At 39.9% G+C, this 18,571-nt stretch carries 13 protein-coding genes; all 13 read right to left on the reverse strand.

The window, feature by feature from the left end; translation table 11 throughout:
• Nucleotide 1 precedes the first annotated feature (1 nt).
• Nucleotides 2-1,240, reverse strand: coding sequence for a phosphonoacetate hydrolase (gene phnA, locus QWZ08_RS27095; protein WP_290340890.1), 1,239 nt, complete (start codon nt 1,238-1,240; stop codon nt 2-4).
• A 72-nt stretch (nt 1,241-1,312) separates the two neighbouring features.
• The gene (locus QWZ08_RS27100) at nt 1,313-3,496 is read right to left on the reverse strand and encodes a TonB-dependent receptor family protein (protein WP_290340894.1); all 2,184 of its coding nucleotides are present in this window, start codon (nt 3,494-3,496) and stop codon (nt 1,313-1,315) included.
• A gap of 7 nt (nt 3,497-3,503) precedes the next feature.
• The gene (locus QWZ08_RS27105) at nt 3,504-6,308 is read right to left on the reverse strand and encodes a bifunctional YncE family protein/alkaline phosphatase family protein (RefSeq protein ID WP_290340895.1); all 2,805 of its coding nucleotides are present in this window, start codon (nt 6,306-6,308) and stop codon (nt 3,504-3,506) included.
• Nucleotides 6,309-6,434: 126 nt separating this feature from the next.
• Entirely contained in the window at nt 6,435-8,012 is a 1,578-nt protein-coding gene (locus QWZ08_RS27110; protein WP_290340897.1) for a SusD/RagB family nutrient-binding outer membrane lipoprotein, read from the reverse strand.
• Between the two features lie 29 nt (nt 8,013-8,041).
• The gene (locus QWZ08_RS27115; RefSeq protein ID WP_290340899.1) at nt 8,042-11,425 is read right to left on the reverse strand and encodes a SusC/RagA family TonB-linked outer membrane protein; all 3,384 of its coding nucleotides are present in this window, start codon (nt 11,423-11,425) and stop codon (nt 8,042-8,044) included.
• Nucleotides 11,426-11,576: 151 nt separating this feature from the next.
• Entirely contained in the window at nt 11,577-12,152 is a 576-nt protein-coding gene (locus QWZ08_RS27120) for a helix-turn-helix domain-containing protein (RefSeq protein ID WP_290340901.1), read from the reverse strand.
• A 123-nt stretch (nt 12,153-12,275) separates the two neighbouring features.
• Nucleotides 12,276-12,872, reverse strand: a complete 597-nt coding sequence (locus QWZ08_RS27125) for a DUF420 domain-containing protein (protein WP_290340904.1) — start codon at nt 12,870-12,872, stop codon at nt 12,276-12,278.
• A 64-nt stretch (nt 12,873-12,936) separates the two neighbouring features.
• The gene (locus tag QWZ08_RS27130; protein ID WP_290340906.1) at nt 12,937-13,653 is read right to left on the reverse strand and encodes an SCO family protein; all 717 of its coding nucleotides are present in this window, start codon (nt 13,651-13,653) and stop codon (nt 12,937-12,939) included.
• 88 nt (nt 13,654-13,741) lie between these two features.
• Entirely contained in the window at nt 13,742-14,176 is a 435-nt protein-coding gene (locus tag QWZ08_RS27135) for a cytochrome C oxidase subunit IV family protein (protein ID WP_290340908.1), read from the reverse strand.
• Nucleotides 14,177-14,224: 48 nt separating this feature from the next.
• A complete protein-coding gene (locus tag QWZ08_RS27140) occupies nt 14,225-14,962 on the reverse strand; it encodes a cytochrome c oxidase subunit 3 (protein ID WP_290340910.1) in 738 nt (245 codons plus the stop codon).
• A gap of 57 nt (nt 14,963-15,019) precedes the next feature.
• The gene (locus tag QWZ08_RS27145; RefSeq protein ID WP_290340912.1) at nt 15,020-15,586 is read right to left on the reverse strand and encodes a cytochrome c oxidase subunit 3; all 567 of its coding nucleotides are present in this window, start codon (nt 15,584-15,586) and stop codon (nt 15,020-15,022) included.
• Between the two features lie 95 nt (nt 15,587-15,681).
• Entirely contained in the window at nt 15,682-16,611 is a 930-nt protein-coding gene (gene cyoE, locus QWZ08_RS27150; protein WP_290340914.1) for a heme o synthase, read from the reverse strand.
• Nucleotides 16,612-16,752: 141 nt separating this feature from the next.
• The gene (locus tag QWZ08_RS27155; RefSeq protein ID WP_290340917.1) at nt 16,753-18,555 is read right to left on the reverse strand and encodes a cytochrome c oxidase subunit I; all 1,803 of its coding nucleotides are present in this window, start codon (nt 18,553-18,555) and stop codon (nt 16,753-16,755) included.
• Nucleotides 18,556-18,571: the final 16 nt, after the last annotated feature.

Below are 18,571 nucleotides of genomic sequence, written 5' to 3' on the forward strand. Positions count from 1 at the left end.
TTTAGTTTGTTCCATTTACAGTAAAATCAAAAATGTCAAAATTGCGGGGATCACCTGCAGCTTTCATTCTGTAGGTATTATTTAATGGATGGGAGATAATCATCGGTACCATTTCCTCGTACCGGCCACCATGAGAACGGAGGGAGCCATCCAATGCAGACAGGTCATGGTATTGCGGTCTTCTTCCCACCACCACATCTCTGCCAGACATTACAACAATGTCACCGATACGATCTTCCGGCTGTTCCAATACCCTTACTGCAGTTGCCCTGTCATAGGCTTCAGTAATACCGGGCTGAATCATTAGCCAGTCTTTTATTTCTATAACTTTTGACTGATCGGGTACATGTACTACTACATAAGAACCCAATGCGCCGTGGTGTTTTACATACGGATCTGTAATAGGGCAAATCACCCTGAAACCTTCGCCAAACTTCTCCGTTAGCATATCTTCCACAAATAAAACATTGGGCGAACCATCTGCTTTTACTTTAGCGTTCATTCCATGATCTGCAGTGGCACCAATCACTGCACCAAGCGCTATCATCTTTCCTATCTCTGCATCCATCGCTTCATAAAACGCCAGGGATTCTTCTGCTTCGGGTGCATAGGTATGCTGCATATAATCAGTTAAAGACAAGTATAAAAAGTCTGCGATTCCCTTTTCTATCAAGGCAACGCCGGCACGCAATACAAACAAGCTGGCATCAGCACTGTAAATAGCCGGAGTAGGAAATCCAATTACTTCTTCGGCATTTTCAATTCCGTGTGTTTCCTTTTTTGCGAGGTTAGCTTTTTCTGCAGAGAAGGCAATGCCGTTTAATTTATAAGACAGAATGTCTCTCAATTTTTCTTTAGCTGTTACCACGCCCACTTTCCGGCCTGCATTGGCAGCAGCAGCCAGCAAGGTTTCAGCACGCAGGTATTCAGATGAGTTCATCATCACTTCCTGGTCGATAGCAGCATTGTAAAAAAAGTTACCGCTTATGCCATGCACTGCAGGCGATGCCCCCGTTACAATGGAAGAATTATTCACGTTGGTAAAAGAAGGCAACGCACCTCTTACCATTCCCCTGTAACCTTTTACCGTCATGGCCTTTAGGTTAGGCATACGATCGTGTGCCATGGTGATGTCCAGGTATTCGTCGGCTGACCCATCTATACAAATCACCACAATTGGTTTGGCGGCAGGCTTGTACGTTTTGCCGTTTACAGAAAATTCATTGGTTGAAATACTCATCGTTATGTTGTTTGTTAAATAAAATATTTTTTTTCATTTGTAATCTTGATGACTTAATGCAACTACCAGGTTTTATAAATTGTATCCTATACCTGCATAAAAACTTCTGCCAACAGATGGGATAATTCCCGGGCCAGGATATTCATCTGTGCGCTGGGTGAAATATCTTTTATCAGCCAGATTGTTGACGCCACCTTTGAACTTGAATTTTTTAATGCTTACAGTTGCTGACCAATCCATAATGCTGTAACCTGGTATACGGCCAATGATGGGGTTGCTGCTTCTTTCCGTATTGGCAGCATCTCCAAATGCTTTCGACTGATTTGAAAATTGGAAAGAAGTTGAGAATGCTTTTTTTGCATAATTAATACCGATGCGATTGATCACTTCGGGTGCATACTCCACCTGGTTGCCTTTGTAAAGGCCTTTATTATACCTTGCCCTTGTATATGCAAACGAATTATAGACTCTCAATTCGCCTGCTGTTTTATTGATTGCCAGAGCACGGGTGATATTCAATTCAACATAGCTCTCAACTCCTTTATGAATGCTTTTATCAGTGTTTGTCCGCAACGTATAATCGGCTCCGGTTTCATCTTTCATATTAACCAACCCTATGCGGTTGCTGTAACTTAGGTAGAACAAGCTGATATCATAATTAAAATAATTCCCAACATTTCCTCTTACACCCAGATCGGCATTCCAGCCTTTAGGGTCTTTCATGTTAGGGTCAACTTTTGAAACAGAACCCAGCGGTACAAGCTGCGCATAGTCTACGGGGCGGTAAGCCTGTGAAATATTGCCGTACAGATTACTGTTTTTTCCAGCCTTGTATTGCAGGCCAAGTGCCATTAATAAAAAGCCTCTTTCCTTTTCTGTTTCTGTTTCCTTCTCAACACCGTTTACCTCAATTTCTGCTTCTGCTTCAGAACCCAATGATTCAAAGCGAATACCGGGTGTAATGGAAAGCCTGTTATTTAGCTTCAGGGTATTCTCTGCAAATGCAGCAATATTGGTCGTTGTAAAATGAAAATTTTCTTCAAACTCCCCGGTGGTGGATAAATCAAAATTGCTTTTGTTTGTCCCAGGCGCTTCTTCATTTCTGTGAAAAGAAGCCCTGGCAAAACGAATACCTGTTGCCAGTGTACTTTCCATTTTACCAACAATAAAGTTGTGCAGCAATCGTATTTCCGTTGCTGAACTCTTCATGATTTCCCGGTCTATTTCCCTGTCGCTGTAGTTGCCGGTTGCGGGATCAATTTTATCCGCTTCACCCGGTAATTTATTAAACCATACGAGGCTTCTTTCGCCGGCTAAATAGGTTGATTTAATTTGTAAAGAAGTAGTAGGCCGGATTTGATAATCCATTGAAGCAGTCAACACATTCCAGGGGCTTTGTAACCAGTTGCGGGAACGCACAGATGTTTTGTTATCTGTTTCAAACTGATCATCCGTTAAACCGCCAGGCATTTTAATCCTATTGCGCAATAACGAATACTCCAGGCCATAGGTTATTTTTTCACTGGCCTGGTAATTAATTTTTCCATAACCCGTCAATTGCTTTTGCTCAGAGTTAGGCCGCCAACCGCCCATAGTACGGTAATTCAGAAAAGTAAAATAACTCCACTTTTTGATGGTACCACCAGCTGCATGGTAGCTGTTAAATAAACCATCGCTACCTGCCGTTTGCATGGTACTGTAATTAAATGTTTTATTGATACTACTTTCTTTCAAAACATAATTTACCATGCCGCCCAATTGAGACCCAAATTGTATTGCGGATGCTCCTTTGATAATTTCAACTCTCGACACAGCTTCCATTGGAGGAAGATAATACGTCTCATTGTAACCGTACACATCCGCGGCTACGTTGTATCCGTTTTGCCGCACGTTCATTTCCAGCGACTGTACAGGATTCAATCCGCGTACGCCGATTCCATTGGCGACAAAGCCGCCTGTTTCACTTTCTACAATGTATAAACCTGGTATCCGTCCTAAAATCTGGCGGGTATTGTTGATGGCTTTGTTAGCATCCAGGCTATCTACTTCAATCACTTCCGTTTTTTTTCCTGCATAAATAACCGGTCCATGTACTTCATTAAAATGACCAATACCATTGATGGTTTTATAGCCAACAACCTTTAGATCTTTAAGGTTAGTGACAATCGTTGTATCTTCCACCTGAGCTTTACTTTGCAGGGTTATAAAAAAGGTCAGCAGAAAAATCACCAACAATTGATTGCACGCAGGATTCATACTATTTTTACTTTCCCTTGGTTTGTTTGTAATGATTTTTGCGCATGTCGTCTTCATCATCCATATCTGGCCCCTGTATTACCTTACGCCAGTCTACTGAACGGCCGTATTTTTTCATGGCCTTTTCAACATCAAAAACCCTTGGGTCGTGCTGCACTAAAGTATAGGGTGTATAATCCGGTTTATCAGTAAAAAAATCCTGTAATAAAGAAGCAGTTACATCATATTGGTTTACATACTTTACATCCAAAATATTGTAAATGGTTTTTAAGATAGAACCAAAGTTGGCATGCGTGTGACTTACATACCCCTTCTTTACATAAGGTCCTGCCATCATTAAAATGCTGCGGTGTGCGTCAATGTGATCAACACCTCCCTGCGGGTCATCTTCTGTAATGATGACGAGCATATTTTTCCAGTATTTGGTACGGGATAAAAAATGTAAAATTCTGCCAACGGCCAAATCATTATCGGCTACAAAAGATTGTGGAAAATAGTATCCGTCCTCCGGCCTTGGTCCTGCAGTATGGTCATTGGGAACCTGCATAGTAATTAAAGAAGGTAATGGCTTTTTTCCTTTGATCCACATTTTTGTGAATTCTGATTCAAACTGGTTCATGCGGAACTGGTCTGGAATATTCATATTGAACCCTGCGTAATTGCGGCTAGTTCGGGTAAACAATGCTTTTTGCATAGGTACCATTACACCGTGTGCGGCGCCTGTTGCGGTATCCATCCACTCCTCACGTACGTGCGCTGTTTCATTGGCTTCGCCAAAATTGTAGAAGTTTACTTTCTTTCTTTCCATTGCTTCCCACATACCACCTATCTCGCCGTAATCTTCCGGATCCATACTACCGGTAGAACCGGGAAAGCGGCGGCCGGGTGCCTTTGAGAAAAAGTTGGCTGTTTTATCAACGCTTGAATTGGCTTCTACCCATTCGTTGGGTATTACCCCCATCATCCAGTGATGGCCGTGAATAGAAGCATCGCTGTCGCAGTAAAAATTATCACTGAAGGCAAATTGTTTGGCTGCCTTGTGGTGGTTGGGAGTAACTTTTAAATGTGCATATTTTGCTTTTAAAGAATCGGGCAAAGTAAAGTCGCAATCAACTCCGAATCTTGCCAGGGTGGTATCCCCTTTGGCATTTTTTAACTGGCCAAACACTTCATCATAACTCCTGTTTTCTTTGGTGATGTATACAATGTATTTAATGGGGGTTTGATGTGAGCCGGGCAATGAGGGCAAAGGATTTTTAGTATCATCAGTTACGAGGTTGCTCACAAAAGTATTGCTGATGCTTTGTTTTGTGTACGCAGCCAATTCACCCGCAGAAGGCATTTTCACTTTTTGAAAACTACCCAGTTGAATATCACCGATATAAGTGCCCTGGGGCGGCGCAACAAAACCATCGCCACCATTGGGTCCTGCACCAAGGCCGCGGCAACTGATGATGTACAATTCTTTTTCATCAGCGCTTAACTTAACCCTTGTCGGGCCCCAGCCTGCGGGAATTAATCCTTTGGTTGTTTTTGTTGCCACATCAATTACTGCTACTGCATTAAAACCCAGCAATGCTACATACAAAGTTTTTTCATCTTTACTCAATGTAATGCCAAATGGCAGCAGACCGCGAAATTTATCAATCCGTTTGTCAACAGTTATTTGAATATGGCCGAGTATTGTATGTTTCTTATAATCGATGATAGAAATGTTATCATTGGTAGCATTGGTTACATAAGCGAACTCTTTTCCTACTGCGATGGAGTTAGGACTTGCCCCGCCAACTACTTCTGCTTCTTCAATCATTTCCCCCACCTGGAAACCGGTTTTAAATTTATCAATCACTTTGTTAGTGGTGAGGTCCATGGTAAAAACGCTCATTGCTTCCGGCGAGTGCGGACTTCCAACACCCGGAATCTTTTTTCCTTCTATTTCTGTTCCGTTGATAGCTTCTTTTGTGTTATCTCCATAAGGATGATGCGATATCATCATGGAGTTGTAATTGTCTTTCGTCATCCCTTCTACGAGCGGATACGAATAGGCGCCAACGTTGGCAACAAAAGCCATTTTTTTATCGGCACTTAATGCCAGGCCAAAAGGCTGGCGGCCGGCGGGTATGGAAGCCGTAATTTTTTTAGCAGTAATATCGTAGCGCACCAGTCTGAAATTGCCCCTGTCTAAAATCAGTAATTCATGGTTGGATTCATTCAGCAACAGGTCTGAGGTGAAGCTGTCACCGAAGTCAATGCCGCCTGTTTTTCCATTTAAAGAAATGGAATCGATGCGTTGCAATTTTTCAATGTCGTACACAATTACGGCGCCATTATCACCACCGCTCAGGTAAACTGTTTTGGAATCTGGCGCGAAAGCAACGCCTAAAAAAGAGCCTTGCGGTAAGGCCGTTGGTATAATATTGTTGTTGGCAGAATCTGTAGGGAAAGGGCTGCTGTTTAATGGCTCGTGTGTAAGCGGGGAATTGATTTTGTTTTCATAGCCCGGAATTCTTGTGTCCTTCAATGTAGTAAGGTCGATGATAGTAAATACGCCGTTGTGAAGAGTTACTGCTTTTTTGCCATCGGGTGAAATGGCCATGCCAAAAGGGTCGTTGGTAATTCTAACTAAATTTCCAGCCGGTGTAACATATCGGCCGCTGGGCAATACTGAAGTTCCGGCAGCATCTATTTTGCAATATTGATTACTACCCGGTACAGAAAGGATGCTGACTTTTTTTTGCTGGGCTTCTAAATTTGTTACAAATATTGCCGCATAAAATACTGTGGCAACGATTTGCTTAGTGATGGATTGCAAGGGATTTGATTTAAGTGTAAACAATCAAAGCAAAGACTAAAGCGAAACTACTTTTAGTAGTTTCGCTTTAGGTAATTAAAAGACTTTTCCGAAATGCTAGACGCAGCGGATTGATGAAAGATATTCTTACTTAACTAACCATATATCCTGATTGATATCATCTCCTGCACCACCAAACTGGCTTGATATTGCAGCTTTCACATTGGTACCATTAACAGACAATTCGTTACTTGGATATTGAAACCTTTTTGGAATTTTCCCCCCATTTCCTGTACCCGCGCCAATACTAAACGCCGGTATGCCGGTTCTGCGCCATTGGTAATATCCCTGTAATCCAGAATTACGGAAGTAGGCCAGGTATTTTTGTGTAAGTATTTGCGTTAACCCGTCGGCATTATCTCCTTTGTATTTAACAAGCGGTTGGTTAAAATAAGTAGTAAAGCTAAAAGGCACAGTGTAAGTAAGATTACCTGTTCCATCCGCCTTACGCAATGTAATAACGTTATCTCCGTCTTTGATTCCGTAAAAACTAAACATCGCTTTAACTCCATTTGTATACCACGTTTCCGCATCACCTGTCGTCCAGCCTCTGTTAATTCCTTCCGCTATACAAAAGCAAACTTCCGCATAACTTATTATAAACGTAGGTTCGCCGGTGAGGCCAGAATAATAATGGTTGTAATTATATAAAGAGAGTCTGCCTGCTCCTGACTCTGTTGCCAGATAACTTAAATCTTCACCAAGCGGAGCGCCTTTGTACGATTTAAAATCAGTATCAGCAAATCCTAAACCACGTGCAGGTTCTGCCAATACCATCGCACGCAAATCATTCAAAGAACTTAATGTATTCAGATATGTACCCCCTACATTTAAACGTCCTGCGTTATTACCATAGTTGGTAGCATTATCAGGATAATAATTAAACTTGTCATTGTACACATATTGTAAGTTGTCGCTATTGCTTGTAAAAACGGGATATTTAGTTGGATTACTTACAATATCATTGAATTGGCCTTTTACATTCAGATCAGCTTCCCCGGTTTTTTTACTTAATTCAATCAACACTCTTAACCTGTAGCTGTTCACCGCTTTCTGCCAGTTAACCAATGCTGCACGGGCGCTGCTGGCATTGTCGCTTGGATTATAATAAAAGTCACCTGAAAATTCTTTAAACCCATTTGCTAAAAGGCCTGTCAAAATAATATTCGAAGAATCAAGCCAGACAAGCGATTGCTTGAATACATCCTTTTGTGAATCATATTTAGGTGCAATGTTATTTATGCCCTGCAATGCTTCGCTCACTGGCACGTCACCTACCTTCTCACTCATATTAACAAAGAAAAAACTTCTGAAAAATAAGCCCAAAGCGTGGTACGGGTTATCACTGGTTCCTGCCAGTTTGCTGGCAACATTTTCCATTGATATCACATTGTTTAACGTGCCAAAATTAAAACCTGCACTTCCATTCCAATATTTGTTGTCGCCATAATAGGTGTAATTAGAAGCAATATATTGACCTGCTTTATCCTCACTTCCGCCTGGATAAACAACAATATCATTTAATACGGCTCTCAATATAACGCCCGGCGGAACAGATAAGGGGAGGTTATGATTGATTGAATTCTCCTCAAACTTTTTGCTACAACCCGAAATTATTACAAGGGCTGTAAGCGCAAGCGTTATTTTATATTTAATCGATTTCATACAAATAGTTTTTATTGATGTATTATGTTTTAGAAAACAACATTGATATTAAATCCGTAACTTCTTGTTGTAGGTGTTTGCAGGTCGTACTCTCTGCTTATGCTGTTAAACTGATTACGGCCGGGATATTGGTCAACGTCCATATCTTTAAATGCAGAAGGAAAAAAGTACAACAGGTTTCTGCCCACCAAAGAAATATCTACTTTACTAATACCTGTCTTTCCAAAAAGCTTACTTGGTAATGAATAACTGATTACCACTTCCCGCAATTTTGCGTAAGTTTTATTAACCATTGTATGCTGCGGATCATTAAAGAAACTGCTTACGTAATCCTGAATCCAGAAAGTGGCAGTTTTGTTTTGCGCATAGGAAAGTGTTTTGCTATTGGTAATTACGCCTGTTGTTGGATCGTAATTAATAAGGCCACTGCCACCAACAACCTGTACTCCATCACTACTTAAAATAGGTAACCCACTGGCATCAACTGCACCCGCGTAATTTGCTTCGCCCCAATGGTTAGATTCATACAACCGTGCTTCTCCAATTTTCCCGCTGTTGGTATTGGCACCACGACCGCCTTCTGTTAACTTACGTAATACCCGGTCCTGGACTTTTCCACCAACCATTCCATCAAATTGAAACGCAACACTGAAAGATTTGTAAGAAAATTTATTGTGAATACCCCAGCTCCAATCCGGATCTGCATGGCCAAGATATTGTGCCTTAGGAAGATAAATCGGGAAACCACTTTCATCATGAATTACTTTTCCGTCTGGTGTCATTGCTTCCATTGAACCAAATAATTGATCTACCCTGTCTCCAATATGATAAGGATAGCCTGTGCCATTACCTGCTTCTGTTGCACCACCTGCAAACTTATAAAATACTTCTTTGTAGGTAGCCCAGTTGATCATCACATCCCAACGGAAATCTTTTTTCTGTATTGGACTTCCTGTTAAAGAAAGTTCAGCACCCGTTCTTTTCGTAGTTAAACCGGTTGTAACAAAGTAACCTAAGCCACTTGCTTCTGATATAGACTGATTACTGATTTGCGGACCATCCTTATATTGAAAATAAGAAGCACTTAATCCAAGACGATTTTGTAAAAAACGGATGTCCATACCGGCTTCAATGTTACTTCTTGAAGAAGGTGTAATACCCGGATCAATGGTATAATTAGGGGCATAAGCACCGGTTTGATTGTTGTAAACAGGTGATGTTGCAAATGGAGGTTGCTGTAACTTGTAAGAAGGGCCATCATATGGAGTATAATAACCGTTTCCGTAACCAACAGGACTACCTGTTCCCAAATCCTGGAATGCCGCACCTGCAAAAGCGCGTGTTCCGCCATCTTTCACGTTGGTAAAGCCACCTCTTACTTTAAGGAAAGTAATTGCCTTTGGTAGGGTAACATAATCTGAGATTACTGAACTTAATGTTACTGATGGATAAAAGTAAGCGTTTTTACCAACGGGCAATGCAGATGTTTTGTCAAGACGGCCTGTAGTGGTAACAGTGAAATATTTTTTGTAGGTAAGATCTACTGAGTAATAAGCACTCATCGCCAAAAGGTCAGAACCAAAAGAGTAAGCACGAATTGGTTTAACTGAATTTAAGAAAGTATACACATTTGGCACGATGAGCTGATCTGTACTTACATAGCTGGACGCATATTTCATATTACGTACAGAACCTCCACCAAAAGCACTTAAAGAAAATCCAGAATTTGCCACATTATCTTTATTAAATCTTAGTAACAACTCCGTATTGTTTTCCCAAAGATCCCTGCGATCTTCCCGGTAGTTTCCATGGTTATGCTCATCTCCATAAGGGTGGGCAGAAAACGGCTCCTTTTCAGCTCTTAAAACGTTATAGGTGGTTACATTAGATCTTAACATTACATCAAGATCCTTATTGAACTTATAGGTAAAGGCTACCCATCCATACAGATCATTTTTATGATGAGACCTTAACCATTCGTAACTCTGGAAATAAGGATTGTGGTAACGTTTATATTCAACAAAATTAGATTGAATACCCTCCTTACCCGGCTGCCAATAGTTGATAATATTGGGATCTTTCACGTTCCAGTCCGCACCCGTCCAGATATCCATATTGTAGATAATACTGTTTGGACCATACACCGCATCAGGAATATTTTTTGAATCCTGGCGGTTGTAATTGATATTTCCCTCAACCTTAAATTTATCGGTTACATCGTAACTACCCACCAGATTTAAATTGATGGTACTTAAACCTGTATTCGGTGTAATACCACGCTGGTAACCGTTTGATACGGACATCCGAATATTAGAACGATCCGTAACTGAAGAAAAATTAATATTATTTTTTGTCAATATTCCTGCCTGTAAGAAATTTTCCAGATTATTAACACCGCGTGCAACCCATGGAGTTGGTTGAATGTGTCCTGTATACTTGGAAGGGTGACCTGGGCGATCATCAGGAAATACTGTTATATAATCCTTATTAGGATCGTAAGCTCCGTCATATTGTGGTAATAATAAGCCTGCATCTAAACGAGGTCCCCAAACATCATAATCTTTATCATTTACACCCGAACCTGTTCCATTGCTATTGTAATCTCCAAAAGCATACTTCTGATTATCTCCTCCCCCGTATTGATTTTGTACTTTAGGAATAGCGATAAATCCGCTATTGATCTGTGTACTACTATTTACCTCAACTGTAAAACCTTTAGTGTTTCTTTTACCACGTTTTGTTGTAATCATAATAGCGCCGTTAATACCACGGCTACCATACAAAGCCGCAGCTGTTGGGCCTTTCAACACAGTATAAGTTTCAATATCATCAGGGCTAATGTTCCATGTATCTGAGTTAATTGGAATACCATCTACTATATAAAAGTTCAATGGAGAACCTCTCAATAATACAGTGGGGCTTGCAAGTAATTCTGCATTGATACCAACGTTTAAGCCAGCAACTTTACCTACAAGGCCGTTTATTGGATTAGACTCACGGGCTTTTAATAACTCAGTGCCTTTCACTTCCTGCACTGAATAACCAATTCTCTTTGCTTCTTTCTTAATTCCAAGTGCCGTTACAACAACTTCGTTTAATTGCTTGTTGTCTGCCTGTAAAAGGATGTTTAAAAAATTAGCTGATGCAGTAACAGTCTGGCTTTCATAGCCAACAATACTAACAGTTAACTTTGTGCCTTTAGGAGCGGAAACTGAAAATTCACCTGTTAAATTTGAACTGGTTCCGGTTTTTGCATTTTTTACAAGGATGGTTGCTCCTTCGATTGGTTTACCCGTAGCGGCGTCTGAAATTTTGCCTTTTACCTCTACGTTTTGTGCGTGTAGAAATAACGGCAGGCACAATATGGCAAAAGCCAGTATACGCCTGAATAGTTTAATTTTGGTTTGCTTCATAAACAGTTTTTAGTTTAGGTGACAAAAATATGCGTGCAGTTTTAACAAATTGTTGTCTCTAAGTTAAGTTAAAGTAAACTTATGGCAATATTTTTTCTAAAATGTTTAATGAAGGTAAACTTACGGGGGAGTTTATATTAGCAGGCGCTTGCTATTTGGGTGTGTTGAATATATATAATACAAGTAGTTGGGCTTCTGTGTTTCCTACATTCCTTGGATTGTGTGGCTCTGTTGCGTCAAAAAAAATGGAGTCCCCTGCCTCCATTAAAAAAACTTCTTCGCCGATGGTGTATTCAACTTTTCCTTTTAATATATACTTAAATTCAAAGGCATCTGTTTGTACTGATGCCCTCTGAGCATCGGGCATCAGGGTTAGCAACACAAAGTCTACATGGTATTGCTCAATCGTAGAAGACATGATGCGCTGGTAATGAAAACCCACCGTGTTTTCTTTTTCGAAGGGATGGTATTGCGCTGCTTTTTTAAAAATTACTTTGCTGCTTTGAGGCGTATTAAAATCGGTAAAAAAATCATTGATGTCAATGTGCATCGATTTAATGATGCTCAAAAAAACAGTGAGAGAAGGGATAGTGCGGTTATTTTCCACCTGGCTAAGCATCCCTTTTGTTACGCCCGCTGACTCGGCAAGCTCCTGTAAAGTGATGTTTTTTTCTTTACGGATATCCTTCAGTTTAGCCATAATCTGAACAATGATATCTTCCTGCATAGACAATATTTTGCTTTACAACCCAAACTTAACAATAAAAAAGTAGTACAGACCCCAGGCTAAAAGAAGAAATTGTTAAGGCTTATTCTTATTCTTTACTGATAAAGATGAACGATTTCTTCCCTAACTATAATACGGACTGATCATTACATAGACCAGCACACCGGTTATTGCTACATACAGCCAAACTGGCCAGGTAATTCTCGCCAATTTTTTATGTTGTTCGTATTCACCAATTAACGACCTGTAAGCTGTAAATAAAATAAAAGGCAAAATAATTGCAGCCAAAGGTATATGTGTTATCAGTATGATGTAATAAAAAATACGCAAGCTACCGGCAGCTGATTTTTCTTCTTCGCTTAAAATACCATCATGATTGAGATCGCCAAATTTGGTATCGCCTGCCAGTAAGTGATGACAGATGTAAGAAACCAAAAACAATACTGATAAAATGATGGCAGTCAGCATAATTTTTTTATGCAGCTGGTAGTTTCGCTGCTTTACTGCTACCAGGCCGGCAATCAATAAAATGGCTACTGCAGAATTGATGATGGCATTTAATTGCGCAAAAAAATGTACGTTAAACCCAAGGTCAACCGATAATCTAAATTTGGCTAAAAAAGCAACGGCAGCAAATACTACAACAGAAACAATCCATATAAATGTCTTTGCTCTTGTATCATTTTTTTCCATCGAGGGAGGAAATAGTTCTGGAGTCATTTCATTTCTTTTTCTGTGTACTTAGATAATTTTATTCGCCGTTAACGCAGGTGTAAAGTCATTTTTAACTCCGCCCAAACAACTCTTTCAAAAATTCTTTAAACGTTTTTTTCTTATTCTTTTCCAGCATCAGCAGAGGAATATCCCTTACAAGTCTCGCCTGTGCTAGTGTATCAAGCCCATTGTACCATCCCCTTACCACCCTGTTTTTATCCAGCAGGAAAAAATTTTCTGTATGAATAAAAGCCGTGTCGACATTTACATCGGCAACACTTGCCTTTATTTCATTTAGTGCAAAGTCGTAAATCTGTTTTTTGTTGCCGGTAACAAACCACCAGCTGTCGTGATTGGATGTATAACGGTTGGCAAAATTTCTTAACTGTGTTACCGAGTCATGTTCGGGATCTATACTAAGCGAAATAAACTGTACGATGCTATCGTTGCTGTTAATAAAAGAATTCTGCAGGCGTTTCATGGCTTTTGCCATCCTGGGACAAATGGAGGGGCAGCGGGTGAAGAAAAAATCAATTACTAAAATTTTCCCTTTCAGATCATCAAACGTTACTTGTTTTCCCAACTGGTTGGTAAGGCTGATATTACTTGCCTGGTGCCAGATAGTATCGATGGTTTGTTTACCATTATTGGTGCTGGTAACAACGCTGTCAAAAAAATAACGACGCGGCATTTGCGTTGCCGATTCGCCATAAGATTTTACAATATAATATCCTGCCAGAGGCAGTATAATTGCCAGCATTAATCCGAGTACCGCCCGCTTATTCATATCTTTTTTCTCCTCTTTTTATAACAAAAAAAACCATCGCTCATATAAATGGAACGATGGTTTATTATAATTTTATTCAGTTTGCAAACTAGTCTTTCGCCCCTTTTTCTTTTGCTGCCGGAGCTACCTGTTCTGTCTGGTTAACGTCTACCCTGTTATACCGGTTTTTAAGGTTTTTCCAGCTGGTACCATCCCATAAAAAAGCAGCAATAAACCATACAAACAAACACAAAGGTACAATGATGGTCATAATCATATTCCTCACCTCGTCACCCAAATGCATAAACACGGAAACAATATAGTATGCCTTTGCCAGCGTTAAAATACACACCATTCCTTTAAAAGCCAATACCAGTGTAGCATTGGGATGCTCTCCCTTATGTATGTTGTAAATTACCAGCCCTATGGTTAATTCTACAATTGTTAAAAATGATAGTATCCAAAAAGTTCTCCAGATGGCTTTGGTATTATCCGCATGCTCCGGGTGAAAGGATATTTCTGAAGACGTGACTGATGCTGACATAATTTTTTATTTATTGAAATTCAATTGTTGTTGTTACGGATAAATAAATTAGATAAGATAAAAACAAAGAAATACGAATACCCAAACCAGGTCTACAAAGTGCCAGTACAATCCGGCCTTTTCGATCATTTCATAATGACCTCTTAATTCAAAATGCTTCATTCTGGTTTTAATGTACATCACAATATTGATGACAACACCACTAAAAACGTGGAAACCATGGAAGCCGGTAATTTCAAAGAAATAACTACCAAAGGCAATGGGACCTGGTGTCGCAACTTCTTTCCCGTTAAACATTACTTCCGGTCCGAATGGATTATGAGAAACAGTTGTATTCCACAATTCAAGATGCCCGTTAACCAATACTTCATGTTGTCCTGTAAGTAAATGCGTCCATTCCCATGCCTGGCAACTAAGAAAGCAGATACCTCCCAGGATGGTCCAAAGCATATATTTTTCAACACCCAGCCTGTTCATTTTATGTCCCTCGTGCACCGCCAATACCATAGTAACAGAACTGGCAATCAAAATAAAGGTCATTAAACTTACAAAAGCCAGTGGCAAATTAGCATGTCCTGCAAAAGGAAAAGAATTGAACACATGGTTAGGATCAACCCAGTGATTCTGGCTAAAACGAATGGTTCCATAGCTGATCAAAAATGCGCCAAAGGTAAAAGCGTCACTCATTAAAAAATACCACATCATCACTTTACCATAGCTGGCATTGAAGGGGCTTTTTCCGCCACTCCACCATTTTGTTCCTTGTTGTACTGCTACTGTAGACATTAATAAAACTTTATGTTATTTGAAAAACTGCTATTCTAACCTTAATTCCGCATTGTGTTATTTGATCAGTATCAAAAATACCAATAAATAAATCCATAAAAAATCAACAAAGTGCCAGTAAGTACTCATTACTTCCACCGGTACCATATCATAGTTTCTAACCTTTTTATTAAACGCTTTTGCAAACATAATCATCAAAGCAATGATTCCACCCAGCACATGAACCGCATGCAGACCGACGATAACATATAAAAATGAAAATGACACATTCGTCTTCAACGTCATGCCGTTAACATATAGTTGCCTGAAACCGATAATCTGCAATACTATAAAAAGAACTCCCAATACCAAAGTACCAACCAGCAGTTTCCGGTATTGGATCATTTCACGGTTTTTAAAAGCCTTCTGAGCCAGCCACAAGGTAACACTGCTGATAATAATGACTGCAGTTGAATACCAGAATACTCCGGGCAAGTCAAATGTAACCCAGTTTGCCTGGTTGCGCTTTATAATATAAGCACTTGTAAAACCAGCAAACATCATAATAATGCTTGCAAGGCCAACCCAAAGTGTAAACTTATGTGGATGTATTCGTTTTTTTTGCTCCATTACCACTGTACTCATCTGCTGTTTTTTACTAAACCCAATTCAAACAAAAATACTTTATACTGAAGAAAACTGTATTCTTTTAAAGCTGAGGACGTAAGTTCCGAATCAAATTACGCTCTTCCTACCAGCAATGCCAGCAACACAATCATCAGATAAAAATAAGAACTGAACATCACTTTTCTTGCGCTCTTTAAATCCATTTTCTTAAACAATAATATGCTTACATATACCATCCATAAATTGCAAACAAACAATATAGCCGTACAAACAATTCCGCGTGTGCCTGTATTTGTAATGCCTGCAAAATAAGGCAACAAACCAAAGGGAATCATCATTGCGCTGTAAATGATGGTTTGCAATGCTGTAAATTTTGTTGGTCCTTTATCGCCGGGTAACAATTTAAATCCTGCTGTTGTATAATCCTGGTGCGCAAGCCAGGCAATTGCCCAAAAATGCGGAAACTGCCATAAAAACTGGATGCCAAATAATATCCATCCCCCAATGCTAAAATCTCCTGTAGCTGCCACCCAGCCTATTAAACAGGGCAGTGCTCCAGGTATTGCTCCAACCAGAACAGCTATCGAGTTAATTTTTTTTAACGGCGTATAAATAAATCCATACAGCAATAAACTAAATAACCCCACAAGGGCGCACTGGTAATTAAAAAAGTACCACAAAATAAAAATCCCGATGATGCCTGTTATCACCGCAAAAACTGTTGCCTCATTGGCGTGCATTCTGCCACTGGCGACTGGTCTGCTGGCAGTGCGTTTCATTATTGCATCGGTACTTTTTTCAAGCACCTGGTTAATTGCGTTGGCTGACCCTGTGATTAGCATACCACCAATAAAAAGTAAAAGAACTGATATTACTTTTGACCGCACATAATACAATTCATTGGGTGCAATCAAAAAACTTACAACTGTACTAAATACCACCATGAAACTCAAAGTGAATTTGATTAGCTGAAAATAATCTTTCACTTTGGCTGCCAGCGCAAACGATGTTGAATTGGCTATAGTTGTATTTTCCTTCGACATATGCCTTACCCTCTTTTTTCCAACAAGTTCGACCAGAAGGATACTATTTTAAATGAACTTTTATAAATATTTCAAAAATAGGCAGCGATACGTAAACACGATATCTATAAATAACCGTGTTATCCCGCTATTGTTACTTAATTAGTGGTGACTTTCATTTTCACCAACAGGTTCAGTCTGCGGAATAAAGTCTCTTCCATCTTTACCATAGTCATATGCACCGCGGTAAACTTCAGGAATTTCGCCAGGCCAGTTGCCATGTCCTGCATTGACTGGAGTGGTCCATTCCAACGTATTTGATCCCCATGGATTTTCGCTGGTAACTCTTCTTCCCTTAAATATGCTGTAAAAAAAGTTAAACACAAACAGCAATTGTGCAGCAAACACAAGTATCGACACAAAGCTGATAAACTGGTTTAATTCCGCGAACATTTTGAATGATTCCCATCCGCTGAAATCATAATACCGACGTGGCATACCGGCCAAACCCTCGTAGTGCATTGGCCAGAATATTAAATAGGCACCAATCAAAGTAACCCAAAAATGGATATATCCCAATGTTGAATTCAGGAACCTGCCGTACATTTTAGGGAACCAGTGGTATACCCCGGCAAACATACCGAAGAAACCAGCCACACCCATTACAATATGAAAGTGCGCAATGATAAAATAGGTATCATGTAAATGGATATCCAACGATGAGTTACCCAGGAAAATACCTGTTAGACCGCCAGAGATAAACATACTTACGAAGCCAATAGAGAATAACATACCAACTGTAAACCTGATATTTCCCCGCCACAAAGTAGTAAGCCAGTTAAATACCTTAATCGCTGATGGCACGGCAATTAATAATGTAAGTAATACAAAGAATGCTCCCAGGAACGGGTTCAATCCCGTTACAAACATATGATGCGCCCAAACAAGAAAAGCAAGGATTGCAATAGCAAACATAGAGCCTACCATCGCCATGTAACCAAAGATAGGTTTCCTGGAATTTACTGACATTACTTCTGAAGAAATACCCATCGCAGGTAAGATGATAATGTACACTTCAGGATGGCCAAGAAACCAGAATAAATGCTGGAACAAAATAGCACTACCACCTTCGTTAGGCAATATTTTTCCGTTAACAACTATATCACTTAAGAAAAAGCTGGTACCCAAATTTCTGTCGAACAACAGTAAAATAGCACCGGATAATAATACAGGGAAAGATAACACACCAAGGATGGCGGTAAATAAAATCGCCCATATTGTCAGTGGCATTCTTGTCATACTCATACCTTTGGTACGCAGGTTTAGAATAGTAGAGATATAATTAAGCCCCCCCAACAACGAACTAACAATAAACATAGCCATGCTGGCAAGCCAAAGATCCATACCAATTTTGGAACCACTTGAAGCATCACCCAATGCACTCAGGGGAGGATAAATTGTCCATCCACCCGATGCAGGACCTGTTTGCACAAATAAAGAAGCAAACATGATAATAGAAGCGGTAAAGAAAAACCAATAGCTAAGCATATTAAGCATCGGCGAAGCCATGTCTCTTGCACCAATCTGTAATGGAATTAAAAAGTTGGCAAAAGTTCCGCTCAATCCTGCGGTTAAAACAAAAAACACCAAAATGGTACCATGCATTGTTACCAGCGCATAGTAAAACTCGGGCTGCAATTTGCCGCCTTTAGCCCAATGGCCCAGTAAATCTTCCAGCCACGGAAAAGTAGATTCCGGGTATCCCAATTGCAAACGGAATAACACAGAAAATAAACCTCCAATGATAGCCCAAATCATTCCCGTAATAAGAAATTGTTTGGCGATCATCTTGTGATCCTGGCTAAAAACATATTTACTGATAAATGTTTCGTGATGGTGATGTTCATGCGCTGCATCATGTGCTGCGTGAATATCTTCTCCGTGTAATACTGCAGTGGTACTCATTTCTTAAACTATTTTT

It is taken from the genome of Ferruginibacter paludis (assembly GCF_030409685.1).
Classification (GTDB): Bacteria; Bacteroidota; Bacteroidia; order Chitinophagales; family Chitinophagaceae; genus Ferruginibacter; species Ferruginibacter paludis.